Source organism: Paenibacillus sp. FSL M7-0896 (assembly GCF_037975415.1).
Lineage (GTDB): Bacteria > Bacillota > Bacilli > Paenibacillales > Paenibacillaceae > Paenibacillus_AQ > Paenibacillus_AQ silagei.
Map to the genome: position 1 here is coordinate 4,184,591 of NZ_CP150250.1, position 15,777 is coordinate 4,200,367.

18 protein-coding genes are annotated in these 15,777 nt (G+C 44.2%); 4 read left to right on the forward strand and 14 right to left on the reverse strand.

The window, feature by feature from the left end; translation table 11 throughout:
- Positions 1 to 32 precede the first annotated feature (32 nt).
- The 6 genes from MKY12_RS17995 to MKY12_RS18020 all read right to left on the reverse strand — a co-directional run bounded on the left by MKY12_RS17995 (position 33) and on the right by MKY12_RS18020 (position 5,441).
- Entirely contained in the window at positions 33 to 995 is a 963-nt protein-coding gene (locus tag MKY12_RS17995; RefSeq protein WP_339310197.1) for a hypothetical protein, read from the reverse strand.
- 75 nt (positions 996 to 1,070) lie between these two features.
- Complete coding sequence (locus tag MKY12_RS18000) at positions 1,071 to 1,340, reverse strand: DUF4304 domain-containing protein (protein WP_339310198.1); 270 nt, start codon at positions 1,338 to 1,340, stop codon at positions 1,071 to 1,073.
- Positions 1,341 to 1,369: 29 nt separating this feature from the next.
- Positions 1,370 to 2,764: an ADP-ribosylglycohydrolase family protein gene (locus tag MKY12_RS18005; protein WP_339310199.1), complete on the reverse strand. Its 1,395-nt coding sequence runs from the start codon at positions 2,762 to 2,764 to the stop codon at positions 1,370 to 1,372.
- A gap of 196 nt (positions 2,765 to 2,960) precedes the next feature.
- Positions 2,961 to 3,677 carry a HEAT repeat domain-containing protein gene (locus tag MKY12_RS18010; protein WP_339310201.1) on the reverse strand — a complete coding sequence of 239 codons (717 nt, stop codon included), beginning with the start codon at positions 3,675 to 3,677 and terminating at the stop codon, positions 2,961 to 2,963.
- A 100-nt stretch (positions 3,678 to 3,777) separates the two neighbouring features.
- Positions 3,778 to 4,443 (reverse strand): hypothetical protein, encoded by a 666-nt coding sequence (locus MKY12_RS18015; protein WP_339310203.1) that lies wholly within the window; start codon positions 4,441 to 4,443, stop codon positions 3,778 to 3,780.
- A 71-nt stretch (positions 4,444 to 4,514) separates the two neighbouring features.
- Entirely contained in the window at positions 4,515 to 5,441 is a 927-nt protein-coding gene (locus MKY12_RS18020; RefSeq protein WP_339249111.1) for a YafY family protein, read from the reverse strand.
- A 99-nt stretch (positions 5,442 to 5,540) separates the two neighbouring features.
- Between MKY12_RS18020 and MKY12_RS18025 the strand changes: the two genes are divergently transcribed.
- Entirely contained in the window at positions 5,541 to 6,023 is a 483-nt protein-coding gene (locus MKY12_RS18025; protein WP_339249113.1) for an effector binding domain-containing protein, read from the forward strand.
- A gap of 136 nt (positions 6,024 to 6,159) precedes the next feature.
- On the opposite strand, the gene MKY12_RS18030 is transcribed toward MKY12_RS18025, so the two are convergent.
- The 7 genes from MKY12_RS18030 to MKY12_RS18060 form a co-directional block, all read right to left on the reverse strand.
- Positions 6,160 to 7,014, reverse strand: a complete 855-nt coding sequence (locus MKY12_RS18030; protein WP_339249114.1) for a DUF1648 domain-containing protein — start codon at positions 7,012 to 7,014, stop codon at positions 6,160 to 6,162.
- Between the two features lie 180 nt (positions 7,015 to 7,194).
- Positions 7,195 to 7,743, reverse strand: a complete 549-nt coding sequence (locus MKY12_RS18035; RefSeq protein WP_339249115.1) for a putative immunity protein — start codon at positions 7,741 to 7,743, stop codon at positions 7,195 to 7,197.
- Between the two features lie 95 nt (positions 7,744 to 7,838).
- Positions 7,839 to 8,765: a hypothetical protein gene (locus tag MKY12_RS18040; RefSeq protein ID WP_339249116.1), complete on the reverse strand. Its 927-nt coding sequence runs from the start codon at positions 8,763 to 8,765 to the stop codon at positions 7,839 to 7,841.
- A gap of 104 nt (positions 8,766 to 8,869) precedes the next feature.
- Positions 8,870 to 9,562, reverse strand: coding sequence for an SAM-dependent methyltransferase (locus MKY12_RS18045; RefSeq protein ID WP_339249117.1), 693 nt, complete (start codon positions 9,560 to 9,562; stop codon positions 8,870 to 8,872).
- Positions 9,559 to 10,275 carry a metallophosphoesterase family protein gene (locus MKY12_RS18050; RefSeq protein ID WP_339249118.1) on the reverse strand — a complete coding sequence of 239 codons (717 nt, stop codon included), beginning with the start codon at positions 10,273 to 10,275 and terminating at the stop codon, positions 9,559 to 9,561. Before MKY12_RS18050 ends, MKY12_RS18045 begins: the two co-directional genes overlap by 4 nt.
- A 14-nt stretch (positions 10,276 to 10,289) precedes the next feature.
- Positions 10,290 to 10,841: a hypothetical protein gene (locus MKY12_RS18055; RefSeq protein ID WP_339310205.1), complete on the reverse strand. Its 552-nt coding sequence runs from the start codon at positions 10,839 to 10,841 to the stop codon at positions 10,290 to 10,292.
- Positions 10,838 to 12,319, reverse strand: a complete 1,482-nt coding sequence (locus MKY12_RS18060; protein ID WP_339249120.1) for a serine hydrolase domain-containing protein — start codon at positions 12,317 to 12,319, stop codon at positions 10,838 to 10,840. Before MKY12_RS18060 ends, MKY12_RS18055 begins: the two co-directional genes overlap by 4 nt.
- 200 nt (positions 12,320 to 12,519) lie before the next feature.
- On the opposite strand from MKY12_RS18060, the gene MKY12_RS18065 reads away from it, so the two are divergent.
- The 3 genes from MKY12_RS18065 to MKY12_RS18075 all read left to right on the forward strand — a co-directional run bounded on the left by MKY12_RS18065 (position 12,520) and on the right by MKY12_RS18075 (position 15,240).
- Positions 12,520 to 14,370, forward strand: a complete 1,851-nt coding sequence (locus MKY12_RS18065; RefSeq protein ID WP_339310207.1) for a M28 family peptidase — start codon at positions 12,520 to 12,522, stop codon at positions 14,368 to 14,370.
- Between the two features lie 106 nt (positions 14,371 to 14,476).
- Positions 14,477 to 14,797 carry a MazG-like family protein gene (locus MKY12_RS18070; RefSeq protein WP_036733455.1) on the forward strand — a complete coding sequence of 107 codons (321 nt, stop codon included), beginning with the start codon at positions 14,477 to 14,479 and terminating at the stop codon, positions 14,795 to 14,797.
- A gap of 179 nt (positions 14,798 to 14,976) precedes the next feature.
- Positions 14,977 to 15,240, forward strand: a complete 264-nt coding sequence (locus tag MKY12_RS18075) for a hypothetical protein (RefSeq protein ID WP_339249122.1) — start codon at positions 14,977 to 14,979, stop codon at positions 15,238 to 15,240.
- A gap of 62 nt (positions 15,241 to 15,302) precedes the next feature.
- Here the strand turns inward: MKY12_RS18075 and MKY12_RS18080 are convergent, their stop codons facing one another.
- Positions 15,303 to 15,710, reverse strand: coding sequence for a VOC family protein (locus MKY12_RS18080; protein ID WP_339249123.1), 408 nt, complete (start codon positions 15,708 to 15,710; stop codon positions 15,303 to 15,305).
- Positions 15,711 to 15,777: the final 67 nt, after the last annotated feature.

Sequence of the window (15,777 nt, forward strand, 5' to 3'; positions counted from 1 at the left end):
CTACCAGAATATTCAGTATTATTTTACCCACGTCACACAAACAAGTTAAAGTCTTTAAATGCAATTAATTTAGCCGGTTTATTTCCTCCCATTGTCTTATTAAAGATATCATAATACTTCATTTTTATGTCTTCTGGGATATTATCCCAATATTCGGGAGATATAAAAATATTCTCAATATATATAGCAATTAGATTGGAAATCGCTACTTTTTGTTCTTCAATTGGCATATTCATAATTTCTTCTTTGACAAAATGATATTTAAATTTACTCTTAGTATAGTAACTCAATAATACATAGGTCTTACCTGATTGTGGAAACAACGTGAAAAAGAATGGCGAATAATGAGTACTCATTTTGTTTATTGTTCTTCCAAGATTATCCTTAACAATAAAAAACATAGAAGTTGATGCAATACCATACTCATCTGGCCAAACCAAGACATTCGTTGTAATTCTATCGAATCTTTTATTATCTAAGTTATTGTTCATTACCAATCTAATTTTCTCGATGTCATCTAGATGACTACCATATAGCGTATACCTTTCACCTAATTCTGATTGATACAGATTTGAGTTTTCCTCTAATTTTGCTCCCATTAGTTGATAGGAACTATATCTTTCATAATAACTAAGGGCAAAAGCTCTATATGCAAACAAAAAATTATGTTCGAAATTGCCCTCTTCATACTTATTAGAGTCTATTGGTCTAAAAATTTCAGAATCATGTTTGTTACAAAATCCTGTAAAAGTGGATGCTTTATTTCTTCCGACTTCATTAAGTGTAAATTCACCATTGTTTAAATAAATTTTGGAAAAATCAAGGGCCATTACTTTTCCATGACGTGATATTTTACTTAAAATTCCATTATTTTGGATAGAGTGTGCTCTGCTTATCTCTTTATCACAGAATTCATTTTTATGTATACATCCAGAATAAATGTTATTGTTCCTCATTTTGTTAAATTTAATATTCTTAGAAATTCTATTATTCATTTAATAGCCACCTTTTCCTAGTACTTCACAGTACCGTCAATTTGTCATATAAATCATTAAAATTAAGTCAATGGTTTATCTATACACTCCCCACACTTGCGGCGAGTCGCGATTCTCTTGTTTTCGGTAGAGATAAACTCTTCCGAATAATTCCTCCATATAGATTCCAGTATTGAAACAGAATTCAACCTCATCTTGCGTGTTCCACTTGGATGCCTGAATGTTCGCTGTCACAGAGAAGTTAAGCAAAATACGGGCAAAGTTATTGCCCCGCCTCATAAATCCTTCTCCTTTAAACAAAGGAGCTATGGTGTCTTTGACAACATCCTTAAGTACTCTTTGCATTCCCACGCTCCCCTACCCTTCAAAACAATTCAAATCCCCAAATTCTCGTTCACATACAGCTCGCTGGGTTGAATCCGTTGCTGGCCGGTGTGCAACAGCTCTGGCAAACGTCCTATGCGCTCAGCCAAACGGGAGAGTTGTTGCTCATGAAAATAAGATAAGCCCGTATGAATCCGGTCCTGGAAAGGCTCAAGCCATCTCGCATCCAAGCTGTCCGGACCGAAATACACCCCGAGCAGCGAGCCAGCAGTTGCTCCGAAGCTGTCGGTATCGTTGCCTTGCATGACCTGCTTGCATATTCCGTCTCCGGCATTGTCAGCAAAGCGAAATGTATTTATCAAGGTGCCGATTTCCTGGTACACATGACAGTGGCAGTAATTCGCGTACTTCTGATGAATGCTCTGATAAGCGTCCAGCCAGTTATCTGCATTCGCCACGATCTGCAGGCAATCCGCAATAATCTCATAGAAGCGGCTCCTTCTAGGCACGAATTGCAGTGCAGTTCTTATGATTTCAAGCCGATCGCTCAGCACATGTGCGGCAGCAATTGCAGCGGCAATGAACATCGTGGCATAGATTCCCGTCCGCCGATGTGTAAAACTGGCATCACGCCAAGCCAGCTCGGCCGCAAGAGCGGGTTGACCAGGAGAGGCATAGCCGTAAGCATCTGCACGAATCGCCGCCCCGCATAATTCGGTATCTTGCACCAGGAAGTCGGGCCAAGCCTCTATTTCAGAATGATTGAATACTTCTCTGTCATGCTCCAAATAGCTAATCCCCGAACGAACCAGGATGGCCCTCTCCGGCCCCCATGTTGTACTTATCGGGAGATGATTTATCCATAAATCTCTTAGGTTCCTTTTCGTAAAACCTTCGCCGAATTGCTCTAACGCCATCATTCCCATTAAGGTGTAGTTGATATCATCATCTGGTGCCACATAGCGAATCCGCCCCCGCGTCGTCTCGAACCAGGACCAATGACGACGATCCAACGCATGGAGAGCTTCTTCCGAAATATAATCATTCAGCGGCCATTCCCCCACAGCGGTTAACGATTGACGTAATTCCGACAACGTGGGATTGACCTCGATCGGCTTGCCCAGCATTGAACCACAGACTGAAGCGAGGAAGCCTGCCTCTACACGCTTGGCACTGTCCTTCAGATTCAAGACTCCGATCTGGCCTAAAGGTCTATCCGGGTCGCATTCCCGCCATATCTCCTCCAAATCGTCCGGCTCATAGTAGGGCCAGTTGTCCCGCATTGGAATGTCAGCCAAGCTATGGGCGAATTCCAGAAAAGCATCATAGCTTGCCGGAAGCTGTTCCAACCGGGCCAAAAAACCGGAGGTTTGATGCCCCTGTGCAAATTTATTACGTAGAATTCCCTCTAATTGATGTTTTAGAAACGTTAGTGATGGTAGCATGTTGTATCTCCTTTATTATGATTGTCACAAAACCCCAACAACTTAGAAAAATAAACAGATTTCAAAAGTTCACTGTTTATCGCTTGAATCTCCTTAATAAATTCAATAATTTTAGTTCTTATCTCATTTATAAATCCACTTTTGTGTACACTATTTCCTAGTAGTTCGAGTCGATTTACAGAGCAATTCAGAGCTTTTAAATTTCATTTTTTCGGTCTTCCCTTATCCTTTCTAATGCTCTTTTGGCTGCTATTTTCCCATTATGCATTCCGTTTTTGGAGATCTTCACCAGCTTTTCCTTAGCTGGTATATAAGTATGAAATCCAATAATCTCACATGCTCTTTCTTGAACAAACATATCTTCATCGTCTAGATATTTTATGATGGAATTAAGATTTCCTTTTGGCGTTAATGCCATAATCGAAAAAATATACTGACAGCGAATATCATCGCTTATAAGTTGGTCAGAGCTTATCATTCGATTCAACTCGTCAATACAAGCGAGGTCTTCATTCATTTCAGTTTGACTAACTTCAAATTCTGCTGGATAGTCTTTATTCAAATCATGCCAATCCAGATCAGGATATTCTTCGATTTTCGTTATAAATGAACGTATACTTCTAAAGGCCGGAGATACATCCGTTTCCTCATGATCGATATAACATATCCTGTATTTGCATGCGCCTTGTACGTACAAGCCAATATAGTTTGAATGATCGTCACTCCACAAAGGAATCATATCCCGATAAGCCTCTATTTTGGACATATAATCAACTAATTCAACAATTTCGTCAGCTTCCATTAATCTCAAAAAGTAGTTTTGATCCTTTTGTTTCTCCTTGTGCAGCTCCAACTCCTCAACTAATGCAACAGGCAATGAAAGGCCAAGTCTGTGAATAAGATCTGTAAACATGCGACTACTCCTCATAAAATAGTTTTTCACAACCTAGTGTCACTTTCAATCCAAATCGAATACTTCATTTCATTCACCCTAGCCCCTCCCCAAGCCTGCCTCACAAAATAAACACAACCGCAATCACCAAATACGAATACCGCACATTCTTTCTCAATATTATGTATATCGTTCCGTAAAGTAGTGACATGAAGAACGCATAAATCCCCGTCGGTCCGCCCTGGAGCAGAATGTGAATCAGGCCCCAAGTGAGTGCGAGGAACATCCCGCCGTAGGGCAGACCGTCTCTTTTGAAAAGCGTCTCACCGAATTTCTGCCCAAACGCAATCGTCAGCAGGATCAGAGCCGCTTCGAATAAGTAATAGATATTCTGAAAAACGAATCTTACCGCGTCCTTGTACTCCTGAACCGGCTTAAAGCCCTCCCATACGACAGTAGTCGCTGCAATGGCGATCACCGAAACCACAATCGCGAGCAACCACCCCCTGGCGTCCGGTGTAGCGTTCAACTTCATGATGTCAAAATCGTGTTTCCGCTTGGAGAGCTGGATCAGAAATACGGCCATACTCCCCCACAACAAGCAGGTAATTCCCCAATGAATACATTGATGAAGGAGCGTATAATCAGAACTTTTCACCCCCAAGACGGATGGTAATATCATCAACAATACCACTTCAAGACCAAACCCTGCAAACGCATACAATGCTAAAGACAGATAATCGCTCGCTCCAATCTTCTTCTCCACCATCCCGGCATCCCCCATCATCCGCATCCTCCAGTTCAACTTAATTCACCTTCATGTGGAAATCTCATCCCTCCACGCTCACCAATCTACCGCTAATCCCCCTCATACTTCCTCATAATCCCCCGCACATATGCCTTGAACCCATTTCGTATCTCTGGCGGCCCCAGCACTTCACATTTATCTCCAAAGGCAAGCAGCCGGTCGTAGCCATAGTCATTCGCAATAATAGGATACTTGGCCCAGCAGTGGTGTTCATCCACCCGCAGGATATGGTCGGCGCCGAACCGTTCGATCACCCGATCCATGACAGAGCGGTCCAGCCGGACCGTAACCTCCACCCATCCCTGGTTCAGCCAATCTCCTCCGTCCATGGGGAGAGGGGTGAATGCTCTCGGAACGAACTGCTCCTTCGTCACTTGGAGACCGCTCATTCTGGCCAGCTTGAAGATACGGTAGTCCTGCTTATCGAGACAATAGGCTTGCAAGTACCAGCTCCTCTCCTTGAAAACCACCTGATACGGCTCCACCCGCCGTTCACTGCTCTGCCCCCGCGCATCCGTATACGCAAAAGCCAGCACAGCGTGCTCATTCATCGCCGTCTCGATCATCCCGAACAGGCTGCGCAGCGACTCGTTTCCTTGATTCAAGGACAGATCCATGACGAACGGCGCATTCGGCTGGCCCTCTGCATTGTCCGGGTAGAGAGCGTTCAACTTCTCCGCTACATACACCATTTCCCTTCTTCCAAAAAGCTGCTTGTAGCTGTGCAATCCATTCTGCAGGTTCTGAATTTCTTGCGGGGTGAACAGGGTTTTGCCCACTTTGTAGGATTTCATCAAGCCGACACCGCCCCACGCTCCCATAAGCGTATAGATGGGCAGGCCGGCTCTATTCAGCGTTTCAATATCCCGGTAAATCGTTCGTCTGCTGACTTCGAGACGCTCTGCTAACTCGCGCGCACTAATCTGCTCATGCTCCAGCAGGATCATAATTAGCGCAATCAAGCGATCCATTTTCATGATGACCACCTCTAATCAAGTATGCCATACAGGTGTCACAGTTGGTAGATTATGCTTGCTTGGAATACACCAATCCCACTATCCAGGAGGTACATTGTCATGATTTCGACCAGAATTGAAACGAAGGAAGCATTCCGCATCATTGGGTTCAAGGCCACCCTAAGTGAAGATGGAGCAGTGCACGATCCAGCGTATTCTCCGCTCAAAACGGCTTTTTTCAAAAGCACGCTGGAGAACGGCTCCATGGCCTCCCTGCGTCCCTTATCTGAGAGTCCCTACGGCTTCGCCGCCATTGCCCAGGAAGATGGAAAGATCCTGTATGTTGCAGGAGTTCAGTCGCCCAGGCCCCAGCCGGATGCAGCGGTTGAAGTGCTTTTTCCAGGAGGAGAGTATTTGGTGTTGTCAGGTCAGGGCGGGTTGTCGCGCCTTGCGTTTGACCGGCTGGAGGATGAGGCATTCGGTTCCATCCTGAACGATAATTATGAGTATGTGTATACCGGACACCCGATCGCGGAGGTACTAACCAATGGCAACTCAATGGATGCCGAAGTTGAAGTATGGGTGCCGGTGAAGAAGCGGTAGGCAAATTGAGGATTAAGCTTGAGGAAATAACATTGGGCTGTAGGTAGAAGCAGCTTCGTTACGTTGGAGCGTGTTGGATCAGCGGTACTCAGAATTTGAGGTGTGGCTGATCCAGCGCTCAACCATCTGCTCATATCTAGCGGCTTTCGCGCTGACCAGCCCAGTACGTTAAGGCGCAGGCGTATAGGATGATAAAGGAAATTATGCTTAGGACAACGGGGATAACAAAATTAATATTAAGCAGAGACGTCATATTTAGCTGCACTACGGATAACAGGATAACGAACAAGAAGCTTGCTGTAATCATAAAATTCGACCAGGCACGGCGGTAAGTTAAGTCTTCCCTAACCTGCTGCTTCCCTCTGCGCATTCTCCAATATTCATATATGAACAGAAGGATTCCTAACACCTGCATGATCGTAGGCATAAACACGATACTATAAGATTTATCTATATAGCGATCTACGGTCCAACTGCCGTTGAAATGGACCGGAAGCTGGTCAGGAATCAGATCATAGTTGCGCAGCACTGTTACAATACTAACCACAACAATAACAGCATGAATGAGGAACCAATGACTGGGCAGGCCAACATTTCCGTTCCGCAATCCTGGTTCCATGACCGATGATTCGGGAGCAGCAGGCAGCATAGGCAGTACGCTTTTCATTTTCAAATGATACCTAAAGTTAATAACCAGGGAGATTACGAGGATGGCTAGTGCATAGGAGATAATGACCCAACTGATTTGCCTCGAATGTTCATCGCTGTAGATTAGGCATAGGATGCCAACTATGAACAGGATGGTATGTAAAATTGCACTAATCCTAGCATACGACTTCCGCATCTGACGCAGCGGCTCACTGTGGAATTGGACAGCGTTGACGGTGACTCCGAAACTAATCGTCTCTTTTGTTAAATAAGGCATACTCACGATGAATACAATGGAAGGTACAAATACTAAGATAAAAATTATAACAGGCAGTATCATCATATCGTTCACCTCATTCTACATACGTATTATTTTACATAGTCCTCGAAAGTGATCTTATACTCAATAGAAGTTGAAGCCCTCAATTTCCGCATAATGCAATCCCCCTATGGTGTACGTGTCACATGCTAAGAAAGTTTCATCCGAGGCCTATCGGCAGCATACCTTCTTCGGTGTAATGCTTCAAGCTTTAAGATCTGGAGGCGTTAGAATTACTTCATGTATTAAATTCAATTGTCTTTCCCTCTCCTTTGTTGAAGAATCTGTGGAGTTATCAGTTAATACATTTGTTGCCTTTATTGCGTAATCACTGCTAACTAAAGCATGTCCTCTCATATGTCCTGTTGCAATGGCTTGGGCAAATGAACGTGCAGAATACTTGCTAACGTCTGATTTGGATTCTTTCGCCAATTCATTGACTACAAATCCAACTTTCCGTAAATCGGAGGCTCTAATGCTTCCGTCTATTCGTTTTTGTAAAGTTTCTATCCCTAAATGTATTCGTGAGTCATTTTTTAAATGGTCATCTAAGTAATCCAAGTACGGAGTTGCTACTTTTAAAGTCCATTGAGCAACTAACTTCTGCGGAATTTTTTCAAGAGCCTCTTCAATTTTATTGCGCAATTCGGTGTTATCTATAATTTTTATTTTAGGTTTACTATGCTTGAATTCTGTTTGTTCTTCTTTTAATTTTTGCTCATGTTTATTCCATGCGTAATCTTCTAATTTCACTGAATTCACTCCTATTAAACTACAAAAGTTTTGATTGGAAACGAAACCATAGCCTCAATTCCTTATTGTATTACAATCATAAGGTACCCGCAGCATCACAGCAATTCTTTAACCGATACCTGATACAACATATCATCTGCACAGAACAGCACAAGATCTTCCCGAAAATCTTGCGTGACTGGCACAAGCGGCTCGGATTTTTCATTCAGAAACTGTATCTTATGCCCTTTGGTCATGCTTGCTTTTTCATGTTTTTTGATATAATAGTCTCCGTGTTTGCCGTAACCGCCATCGAACAAGAAGTGATAACCATCTGTGCAGAACCCGGCCGAACCGGAAAGCTCAGGATTGATAAATGTGACCTTGGGCTGAGTGGGTCCGCCTGAGATACAGCCGAGCAAAAAGTCCGTATAATAGTAAAACCAGACCTCCTCTTCACGGACAACATTCAAAGCGTAACAATCGGCAATATCCGATACATGATCTTCGTATACTTTGTTGCCATGCTCATCCCAGGCCACCAGGCCGTGTTCACCGACAGGCTGATCCCACCCGTTGTTCCCGAACACGCCTTCGTCAAAATAACTGGTCCAGATGGTGCCTTTCTCCGTCACTTGAACATTCTGAATCCCGTCTCCAAGCAGGAACTCACGAACGGTACGTCCTGTATAATCACACACTTTGGCGTTCAGATCATATCTGCCTGCACCATAATACGAGCAGCGCGCTCCAACCAGCAGGAGATGTCTGCGAAGGGGCTGAACATAATGATAATTGAACTGCTGATCCGGAAATGTAATTTCATCGATATAATCTTTACTTTCTACCATCAGAACCTTGTAGGTATGCGGTTGCTGCAGAGCCGGTTGGACGAACATTCCTCGTTTCCGTTCCGGGATCTGGTTAATCAGCAGGACATATACGCAGCCATCTCCACCTAATTGAGCCGAGACGATCTTGAACCCTTTAGTATACATCGAAATATCTGCAAAAGGCTGCAGCGTCACTGTTTTATGAAACATGCCAATTCCTCCTTAAGAGCTGGTGTAAAACCATCCTCTGTTCTATTACCGTATTATGTCAGAGTAGATGGAACCAGAACATGGCGGAAGTATGGCGAAGCTATCTAAAGAGTGATCTTCAACATGCTGTTTGCTCCCTTTTGAAACTCGTACCGGGCCGTTATTTCTTCAGTTGAACAACCCTGTTGATGTAAGAAGGTGAGCAGCTCATCCAATTGACGATATCTCTCTCCTGAAAGGCTGACTAAAGGAAAAATCCGAATTTCCTGTTTGGTTACCCGAAGTAACTCTTGAATCGCCTTCCTATGGAAATCAAAATCCAGACGATCTGAATACATAAACAAAAAGTGTGCAGACAGTGTCATATCAAATTGCTTATTCTTGAATGGGAGCGAGGGCAATGCGGATGCAATGTAACGCTCGGGATGTTTTTTCATATCCTCTGCACAATCAGTTAAGGCGCGGGATCGATGTTGTTTCAGTTCGTCAACGGATTGGAAATAATCCCATACGTAGTTGGTTTGGGCACTTTCCATTTTGGTCATGGCGTGTTCCAAGTCTTTCAGGCCTTTTGTGTGAAGATCCTCATAATCATGAAAATAAGCGATATCCGTTGCCGTTACATCGGCACCCTGTTTATTCGCGTGCGCCGTGAACGAACATGCTCCAGCGGGGCAATCCAGAATGGACCGTCCCTTCAATTCCGCCTGTGTTAAGTTAAACATGGACATATATTCTTCAAATGTACGTCCAATAAACACGATACGGCTCAAATCCAACTTAACCTCTTTGCTCATCTCAGCTCACCTTTCCTCTGCTCATCTAATCTTACCCTGTCCTCATACAACAACACCTGTTCATCCGGCAGCTCTGCATAATGATGAAAATGCCCAAAGTACCATTTCCCATAATGCAGTTTGAACTTAATTTCGTTGAAATACGTATGTATTGGATCTGCTTCCACATTCGTATGATAGCGCCCTTTGATCCACTGAAGCGCATCATAGGAGCAAGTGTGCGTCAACACATAGTCCACTCTCCACTGGTTCTTTTCCAGATTGCGGATGCCTTCCTGGTATTCTTCCAGGCTTGGCATTTCGCGTTCCCACCAGGATACACCAGCCTTCCTGTACTCCTTGTCATGTGAAGCCGCCCCGCCAAAGGTGAAAAAGCTCTTGCCTTCAATCTCAAAGACTTGGCCGCGCATTAAATGAATGATACTAGGAGTAATGTGATGCACCCGACCGCCGTTCCATTCGGATACGGGATAGGATTCAAGCAGATCAAAGTTCTCATGATTCCCATCAATGAACAGGGTGGTCCATGGTTTCTCAGTCAGCCATTTTAGCCAAAAGCGATCCTCCGCATCATCTGCCCACAACAAGCCGAAATCCCCTACGATTATGACATAATCCTGCTTCGTCAGCGTCCTGCCTTCAGGGAAATTCCTTGAATTAAAACGGCTGGCCACACTGATGGAACCGTGAATGTCGCCTGTTATGTAGATCATAGAATGTGCCCCTTTCAGAGAGCGTTTGATTGGATCGCAAAAGCATATTTCTTCTCCTGCTTCTCCCAGATTGCATTTATGATAAAACCTCTAAATTCCTTTTTATCTTTTTCATAGTGAGAGCTTAAGTAAGAAGCGATGTGCGTGTCTAATTTGAAGCTATACACACCTTTCTTTGTAACATAGGGAACATCGGTGATTTCTTTGGATGTATATAAATAATCTCCATTAGCATCAAGTAATCCATCGCTTATGGAAAGTGTATCTGGCGGATTCGATCCAAAATCAATTGAAATCTCTTCGCCATTTTTCAAATATTGAATGTCTGAAGGTTTCTCTTCCTCGAACGCAAAGGAAAACGGTGAAGCTGTCTGATCGGATAAAGCAGCCTTTTGATCACTATTTAGAGTCGCATATTTAATATTCTCTTTGCCGCCAAGAATGGTAACGGTACTCTTAGGACTACCATCACAGCCGGTAAATGCTACAAGTAATGAACCTAAAAGCATACTCAATATTATTTTTTTACAGCGATTAATAAGGATCATCTCCTTCTTTATAGTCAACGCCAATGTCTGCCTGCCAGAATCATAGACAACACGCAGCTAATCGAAGCCAGCCCCATCCACAGCAATACGGAATAGGACATCCATACACTAATCATAGTGTAATTGTAGTTAACCAATAAAGGCCAGCCTAGCACCAATAGTAACAACAGTGCTCTGATAAGCAGGGTGACACGCGCCTTAATCTTTTGACGGCGAACCTCCTTCTCGTCCGTGGCGTATCCGCTTCTCCCTACCGCCAGCCGAATGAGCTTAAACACAATACCAATCGCAGTGAACACAACTAACAACGAAGCTATCCCATCCATTAGGATATAAGTGTCGTCATACTTGAAGGCCTTCATCGGCTGCCCTTGCATCTGGTCATAGATATTCTGGGCAATCAGCGTAGGTGCGGTAGAGTTCAGATTAGCCAGTACGAACACCCCCTCCTTACGTTCTGGATCGATGATCGCCTGGGAAGAATAATTCGGGTTGCTTCCACTATGACGGATCACCCGTGCTTCCGGGTCTTGGCTCCAGCCGAAGGCATAGATTAGATTCTCACTTTCTTGTCCCGCTGTACGAAGGTCAAGCTCATGCGATTGCTGGATTGCCTTCTGCAGATCATCCGGGATCGCACCGCTTCCCATCTGAGCGTTGACCCAGTGCTGCAAATCCTTCAGATGGGTCACCAGATACCCTGCGGCTATATTTCCGTAATATCTGGGAGCATCGTAGGCCATACTTTTGCCAAAAAACACCCGATAACCCTGTGCAAGCTTCTCCGGCTTCCATTCCTGTCCTGTCGAGAAATAGCTGTCGTTCATCCCCAGCGGCTTAAGGATCTGCTGCGTCACATATTCCTGATAGCTCATCTCTGTAACCCGTTCAATGACCGCTGCCAGAATATCGTAATTCACCGTTGCATACTGATAGGCACTGCCTGGATTAGTATCCAGCGCAAGGCTGGACATCTTATGTATGGTCGCTGCAAGCTGCTCCTTACCTGAACCTTCAGGGATCAGGCGGATGCTCCATGACGGTATTCCGCTGGTATGTGAGAGTAGCTGGTTAATGGTGATCTTACCCTTCTCCCCCTTATAGGTCGGAGCGAACTCTGGCAGATATTGCGAGACGTCATCGGTATAAGCCAAAGCCCCCTGATTCTGTAGCATAATCACAGCAAGCGCCGTAAACGCCTTAGTCGTTGAGCCTAGCTCAAAAAGCGACTCCGCTGTGACCTCCTTATCATGCGCCTTATCAGCGTAGCCGTAGGTTTGGAATTCGGTCTTACCGTCTCTGGCGGACAGGATCGCTATACCTGGAGTCGCTGTTTTGTCCATGATGCTCTGTACCATAGTGGACTCACTGTCAACCTTTCCTGAGGTCAAAAGCGTTCCAATCTCATGCCGGCATGCAGCCGCAGCAAGGATTAGGATTAGCAGCATGGCAATGCCTTTCAGCAGCATTTCTTTTCTCCGCGTTGTCTTCTTCATGATTAAGCTCCTTCAAGATCTGTCGTCTGGTTCAAGATGTACTTAACTAGTAAGACGTATTGATGCAGCCGTTCCCTGCAACGAGGGTAAATCCAAAAGCTTGCCTTGACCTTGAAGTATACTTCAACCCTTATAGTGAAATATAGTTAATGGTACACTTAAAAAACGGGCAAATATGCTTATAACGAGAGAGGTAAACTATGAGAAGTCAATTAAATCGAGAATTGTCGGGGATTCTATTCCTGATTCTAGCGCTTGGTACTTCTGTATTGATCGGGAAAGAAATGTCGTTCGCTGTACTAGCAATAATCGTACTTTTGGCACAATTAGGTATTTATACTTTTCACTCCAAAAAAAGAGGTAAACTGTTTTGGCTCTATGCTGTTGCCCTGGTAACCGAGATTTTATTCTTGGCCACTAATGAGTTTTGGATATTCGCACTTGCTATTCTACAGCTGATAGTAGCAGGGGTATGGAATGTGTTTTTTGCTGGTGATGTGCGTAAGAGCGGGAAGGTTTTTCTAATGGTTCGGAGAGTGCTGTACGTTATTCTCGCTTTAGTTGCTAGTGTGGTTTGGATCGTTAACATATATGTTCAGCCTATTACGAGGTCTGTTACTCTGCCTGCTGAATTAACTGCTGAAATCAACAATGACCAGCTTGATTCTTCAACCACCATGTTGGACAATATTGAAAAAATGAATTCCTTTGGCAGCCGTACAACGGGATCTGAAGGTCACAATCAGTTCATTGCATGGTTACAGCAGCAGGTGACGGATATGGGCCTTACTGTGTACCGTGATAAGTATACTTTTGATCGCTGGGAAGAGAAGAAAAGCTCTGTGATCGTTGACAACCAGGAAATTCATGTATCCTCTGCGTTTCCTTACTCAGGCGAGACCGATACAAATGGAGTTACCGGAGAGTTTGTCTACACCAAACCTGGTGAGTATGAGGAAGCCAAGGGCAAAATAGCCGTCGTAGAAATCAAGAACTTTAAGAATTTCCCCATGGCACTGGTGATGAATATACGCGAAAAATTTCGGGCACCAGGCGGTATTCCTTCAGATGAGGGCGATCTGGTCCTTACCACAGCTTTGAAGCATGCTAAATTGGACGAAGCCAAGGAACAGGGCGTCAAAGCAGTCATTATCGTCTGGGATGGTGTTTCAGATGAAAAGGCTGAGAAGCAATACCTCCCCTTCACCGAGCATTATTTCGGAATCCCGGCAGTTTGGGTCAATAAAACAGCTGGGCAGAAGGTAATCAACGCAGCTAAGGAACATAAGGCGGGCACAGTGATTTTGGAGGCAGAAAAACAGGAACATGCGCCGACCGAATCTTTTTATGTGAAAATTGAAGGAAAGAACAAAAAGGAATCGGTCATTGTAAATACGCATACCGATGGTGTGAATGTGGTAGAAGAAGACGGTGCGATTGGCATGCTCTCCATGATTCGTTACCTGCAGCAGCAGGAGCAGCCAGAACGTACTATGATCTTCACCTTCGTAACAGGACATTTCAGATTGCCCGAATTCAAAGGTACCTCGCAGGCAACCTCAACCTGGATGCAGGCTCATCCTGAGCTGTGGGATGGTAAAGATGGACATCTGAAAGCCGTGGCAGGACTCACTGTAGAGCATCTAGGGAGCTTAGAATGGAAGGACGATGCTTCCGGACAATATGCACCGACTGGCAAAATAAGCACAGAATTCACCTATGCAGGGAATGAAAGAATGGAAGCTATTTGGATGAAAGCTGTTGAAGATAGAAATAACACCCGGACCGTTATCCTGCGCGGACATAATAAGTTTCAATTCGGTGAGAGTCAGCCCCTGTTCAATGCCGGGATTCCAATGATTGGACTGATCCCCATGCCAGATTATCTCCTGGTAGATAGCACAAATAGAGAAATGGATAAATTCGATGTGAACCTGATGCACGAACAGGTCGGGTCTCTATTGAAAGCATTACAGCTTGTGGATCATACAGAGACTACAGAGCTGGGGACGGCGGATAAATATTCGTTTTTCATTGGGCGGACGAAGTAGTTGAATGGTAACAGCTAACACCGAAAGCAAATTACAATGAGCGTAGTTATGGTATTATTATATTCGAGTTTTTGAGTCTATCAATCTTCTTATACCGGAGGGAAACATGGATATCACTGAATTTCAACAATGGGTTAGGGAATATTACAAGAATCGTAACTGGTCGGACTTAGATATATTTGTTCGTATTGGATTTCTTGCTGAAGAAACTGGGGAAGTCGCCCGCGCAATTCGTGCTTTAGAGATTGGCAGGGATCGTCCAGACGAGGTTGCAGGCACATTTCAAGAGAATAAAGCTGAATTAACCGAAGAACTTGGAGATGTTCTAGGAAATCTCATTGTCATCGCCAATAAATATGATATATCGCTTGAAGATATCTTGATATCGCATAAGCAAAAGCTTCAGGCACGCTATTCAGAAAATTAAAATAAATAGGAGTAATACTTATACTAAGTGATGAATAACCGAAGCAGTTGATGCCTCGGTTATTCGCTGTGTAATTATGTCAATGGCAAGAGCAATACATGAATAACTTGTGATCCTAAACAAGATTTGGGATAATGAGCATAATCTAAGCCGCCCAAAAAAAGGAAGAAGGTATACACATGAAGCTTTGCGGAGTTTGTATTCTGACTGACAATGCGCCGCGCCTGGCTGCTTTTTATGAAATCGTGCTCAAGGAGTCTCCGGTTGTTGAAGGGCAGCATTATGGATTCGACAGCGCCCAGCTCGCGGTCTACAATCCAGGCCAAGTGAACGTGGTCAATGACAAGAATATGTCACTAATGTTCTATGTTCATGATGTCTTGGCTGAATATGACCGTCTGAAGCAAGCCATCCCCAAGCATCGGGATTACCTCTCCACCTGAGCGCAGACCGTGGGGCGCCTACTCCTTCTGGTTCCTTGACCCCGACGGCAATACGGTGAGCTTCATTGAGAAGAAGGATCTACCGTGATATACCAGTAAACACCGTACTTATCGACGACTTCAGCACAGCAGGAGCTCCAGGGAAGGGCGCCTAACGGAAATAACACCGTGCCGCCCTTCGCTAGCATTTCGTATGCCTTGTTCACTTCTTCTTCACGCTCAAAGTTAATCCCATAACTCATAGTTGGACGTGATCCCTCTAGTGATGATGAGAGCATAATTCTAACCAAGTTATCATTGTGTGATTCGCTGACAGCAAATACTTCTTGTCCATCTCTAAGTAATGATGCGTGCATAAATGTGCCATCCGGGAATCTCTCATGATAGCCCAGGGTAAGTCCAAAGGCTTCTGAATAAAATGCTACAGCTTCAGTGGTATTCTTAATGTATAAGGTTGCTCCTAGTTTCATGGTGTACTCTCCTCATAAATCACTTGGTTAGAGCCTTGATCGATTTTTATTTTTCTAAAAAAGGGGC

What these genes read in the sequence shown, in the direction of transcription:
- MKY12_RS17995 (WP_339310197.1), bottom strand. Translation starts at nt 995, where the DNA reads ATGAATAATAGAATTTCTAAGAATATTAAATTTAACAAAATGAGGAAC.
- MKY12_RS18000 (WP_339310198.1), bottom strand. Translation starts at nt 1,340, where the DNA reads ATGCAAAGAGTACTTAAGGATGTTGTCAAAGACACCATAGCTCCTTTG.
- MKY12_RS18005 (WP_339310199.1), bottom strand. Translation starts at nt 2,764, where the DNA reads ATGCTACCATCACTAACGTTTCTAAAACATCAATTAGAGGGAATTCTA.
- MKY12_RS18010 (WP_339310201.1), bottom strand. Translation starts at nt 3,677, where the DNA reads ATGTTTACAGATCTTATTCACAGACTTGGCCTTTCATTGCCTGTTGCA.
- MKY12_RS18015 (WP_339310203.1), bottom strand. Translation starts at nt 4,443, where the DNA reads ATGATGGGGGATGCCGGGATGGTGGAGAAGAAGATTGGAGCGAGCGAT.
- MKY12_RS18020 (WP_339249111.1), bottom strand. Translation starts at nt 5,441, where the DNA reads ATGAAAATGGATCGCTTGATTGCGCTAATTATGATCCTGCTGGAGCAT.
- MKY12_RS18025 (WP_339249113.1), top strand. Translation starts at nt 5,541, where the DNA reads ATGATTTCGACCAGAATTGAAACGAAGGAAGCATTCCGCATCATTGGG.
- MKY12_RS18030 (WP_339249114.1), bottom strand. Translation starts at nt 7,014, where the DNA reads ATGATGATACTGCCTGTTATAATTTTTATCTTAGTATTTGTACCTTCC.
- MKY12_RS18040 (WP_339249116.1), bottom strand. Translation starts at nt 8,765, where the DNA reads ATGTTTCATAAAACAGTGACGCTGCAGCCTTTTGCAGATATTTCGATG.
- MKY12_RS18045 (WP_339249117.1), bottom strand. Translation starts at nt 9,562, where the DNA reads ATGAGCAAAGAGGTTAAGTTGGATTTGAGCCGTATCGTGTTTATTGGA.
- MKY12_RS18050 (WP_339249118.1), bottom strand. Translation starts at nt 10,275, where the DNA reads ATGATCTACATAACAGGCGACATTCACGGTTCCATCAGTGTGGCCAGC.
- MKY12_RS18060 (WP_339249120.1), bottom strand. Translation starts at nt 12,319, where the DNA reads ATGAAGAAGACAACGCGGAGAAAAGAAATGCTGCTGAAAGGCATTGCC.
- MKY12_RS18065 (WP_339310207.1), top strand. Translation starts at nt 12,520, where the DNA reads ATGAGAAGTCAATTAAATCGAGAATTGTCGGGGATTCTATTCCTGATT.
- MKY12_RS18070 (WP_036733455.1), top strand. Translation starts at nt 14,477, where the DNA reads ATGGATATCACTGAATTTCAACAATGGGTTAGGGAATATTACAAGAAT.
- MKY12_RS18075 (WP_339249122.1), top strand. Translation starts at nt 14,977, where the DNA reads ATGAAGCTTTGCGGAGTTTGTATTCTGACTGACAATGCGCCGCGCCTG.
- MKY12_RS18080 (WP_339249123.1), bottom strand. Translation starts at nt 15,710, where the DNA reads ATGAAACTAGGAGCAACCTTATACATTAAGAATACCACTGAAGCTGTA.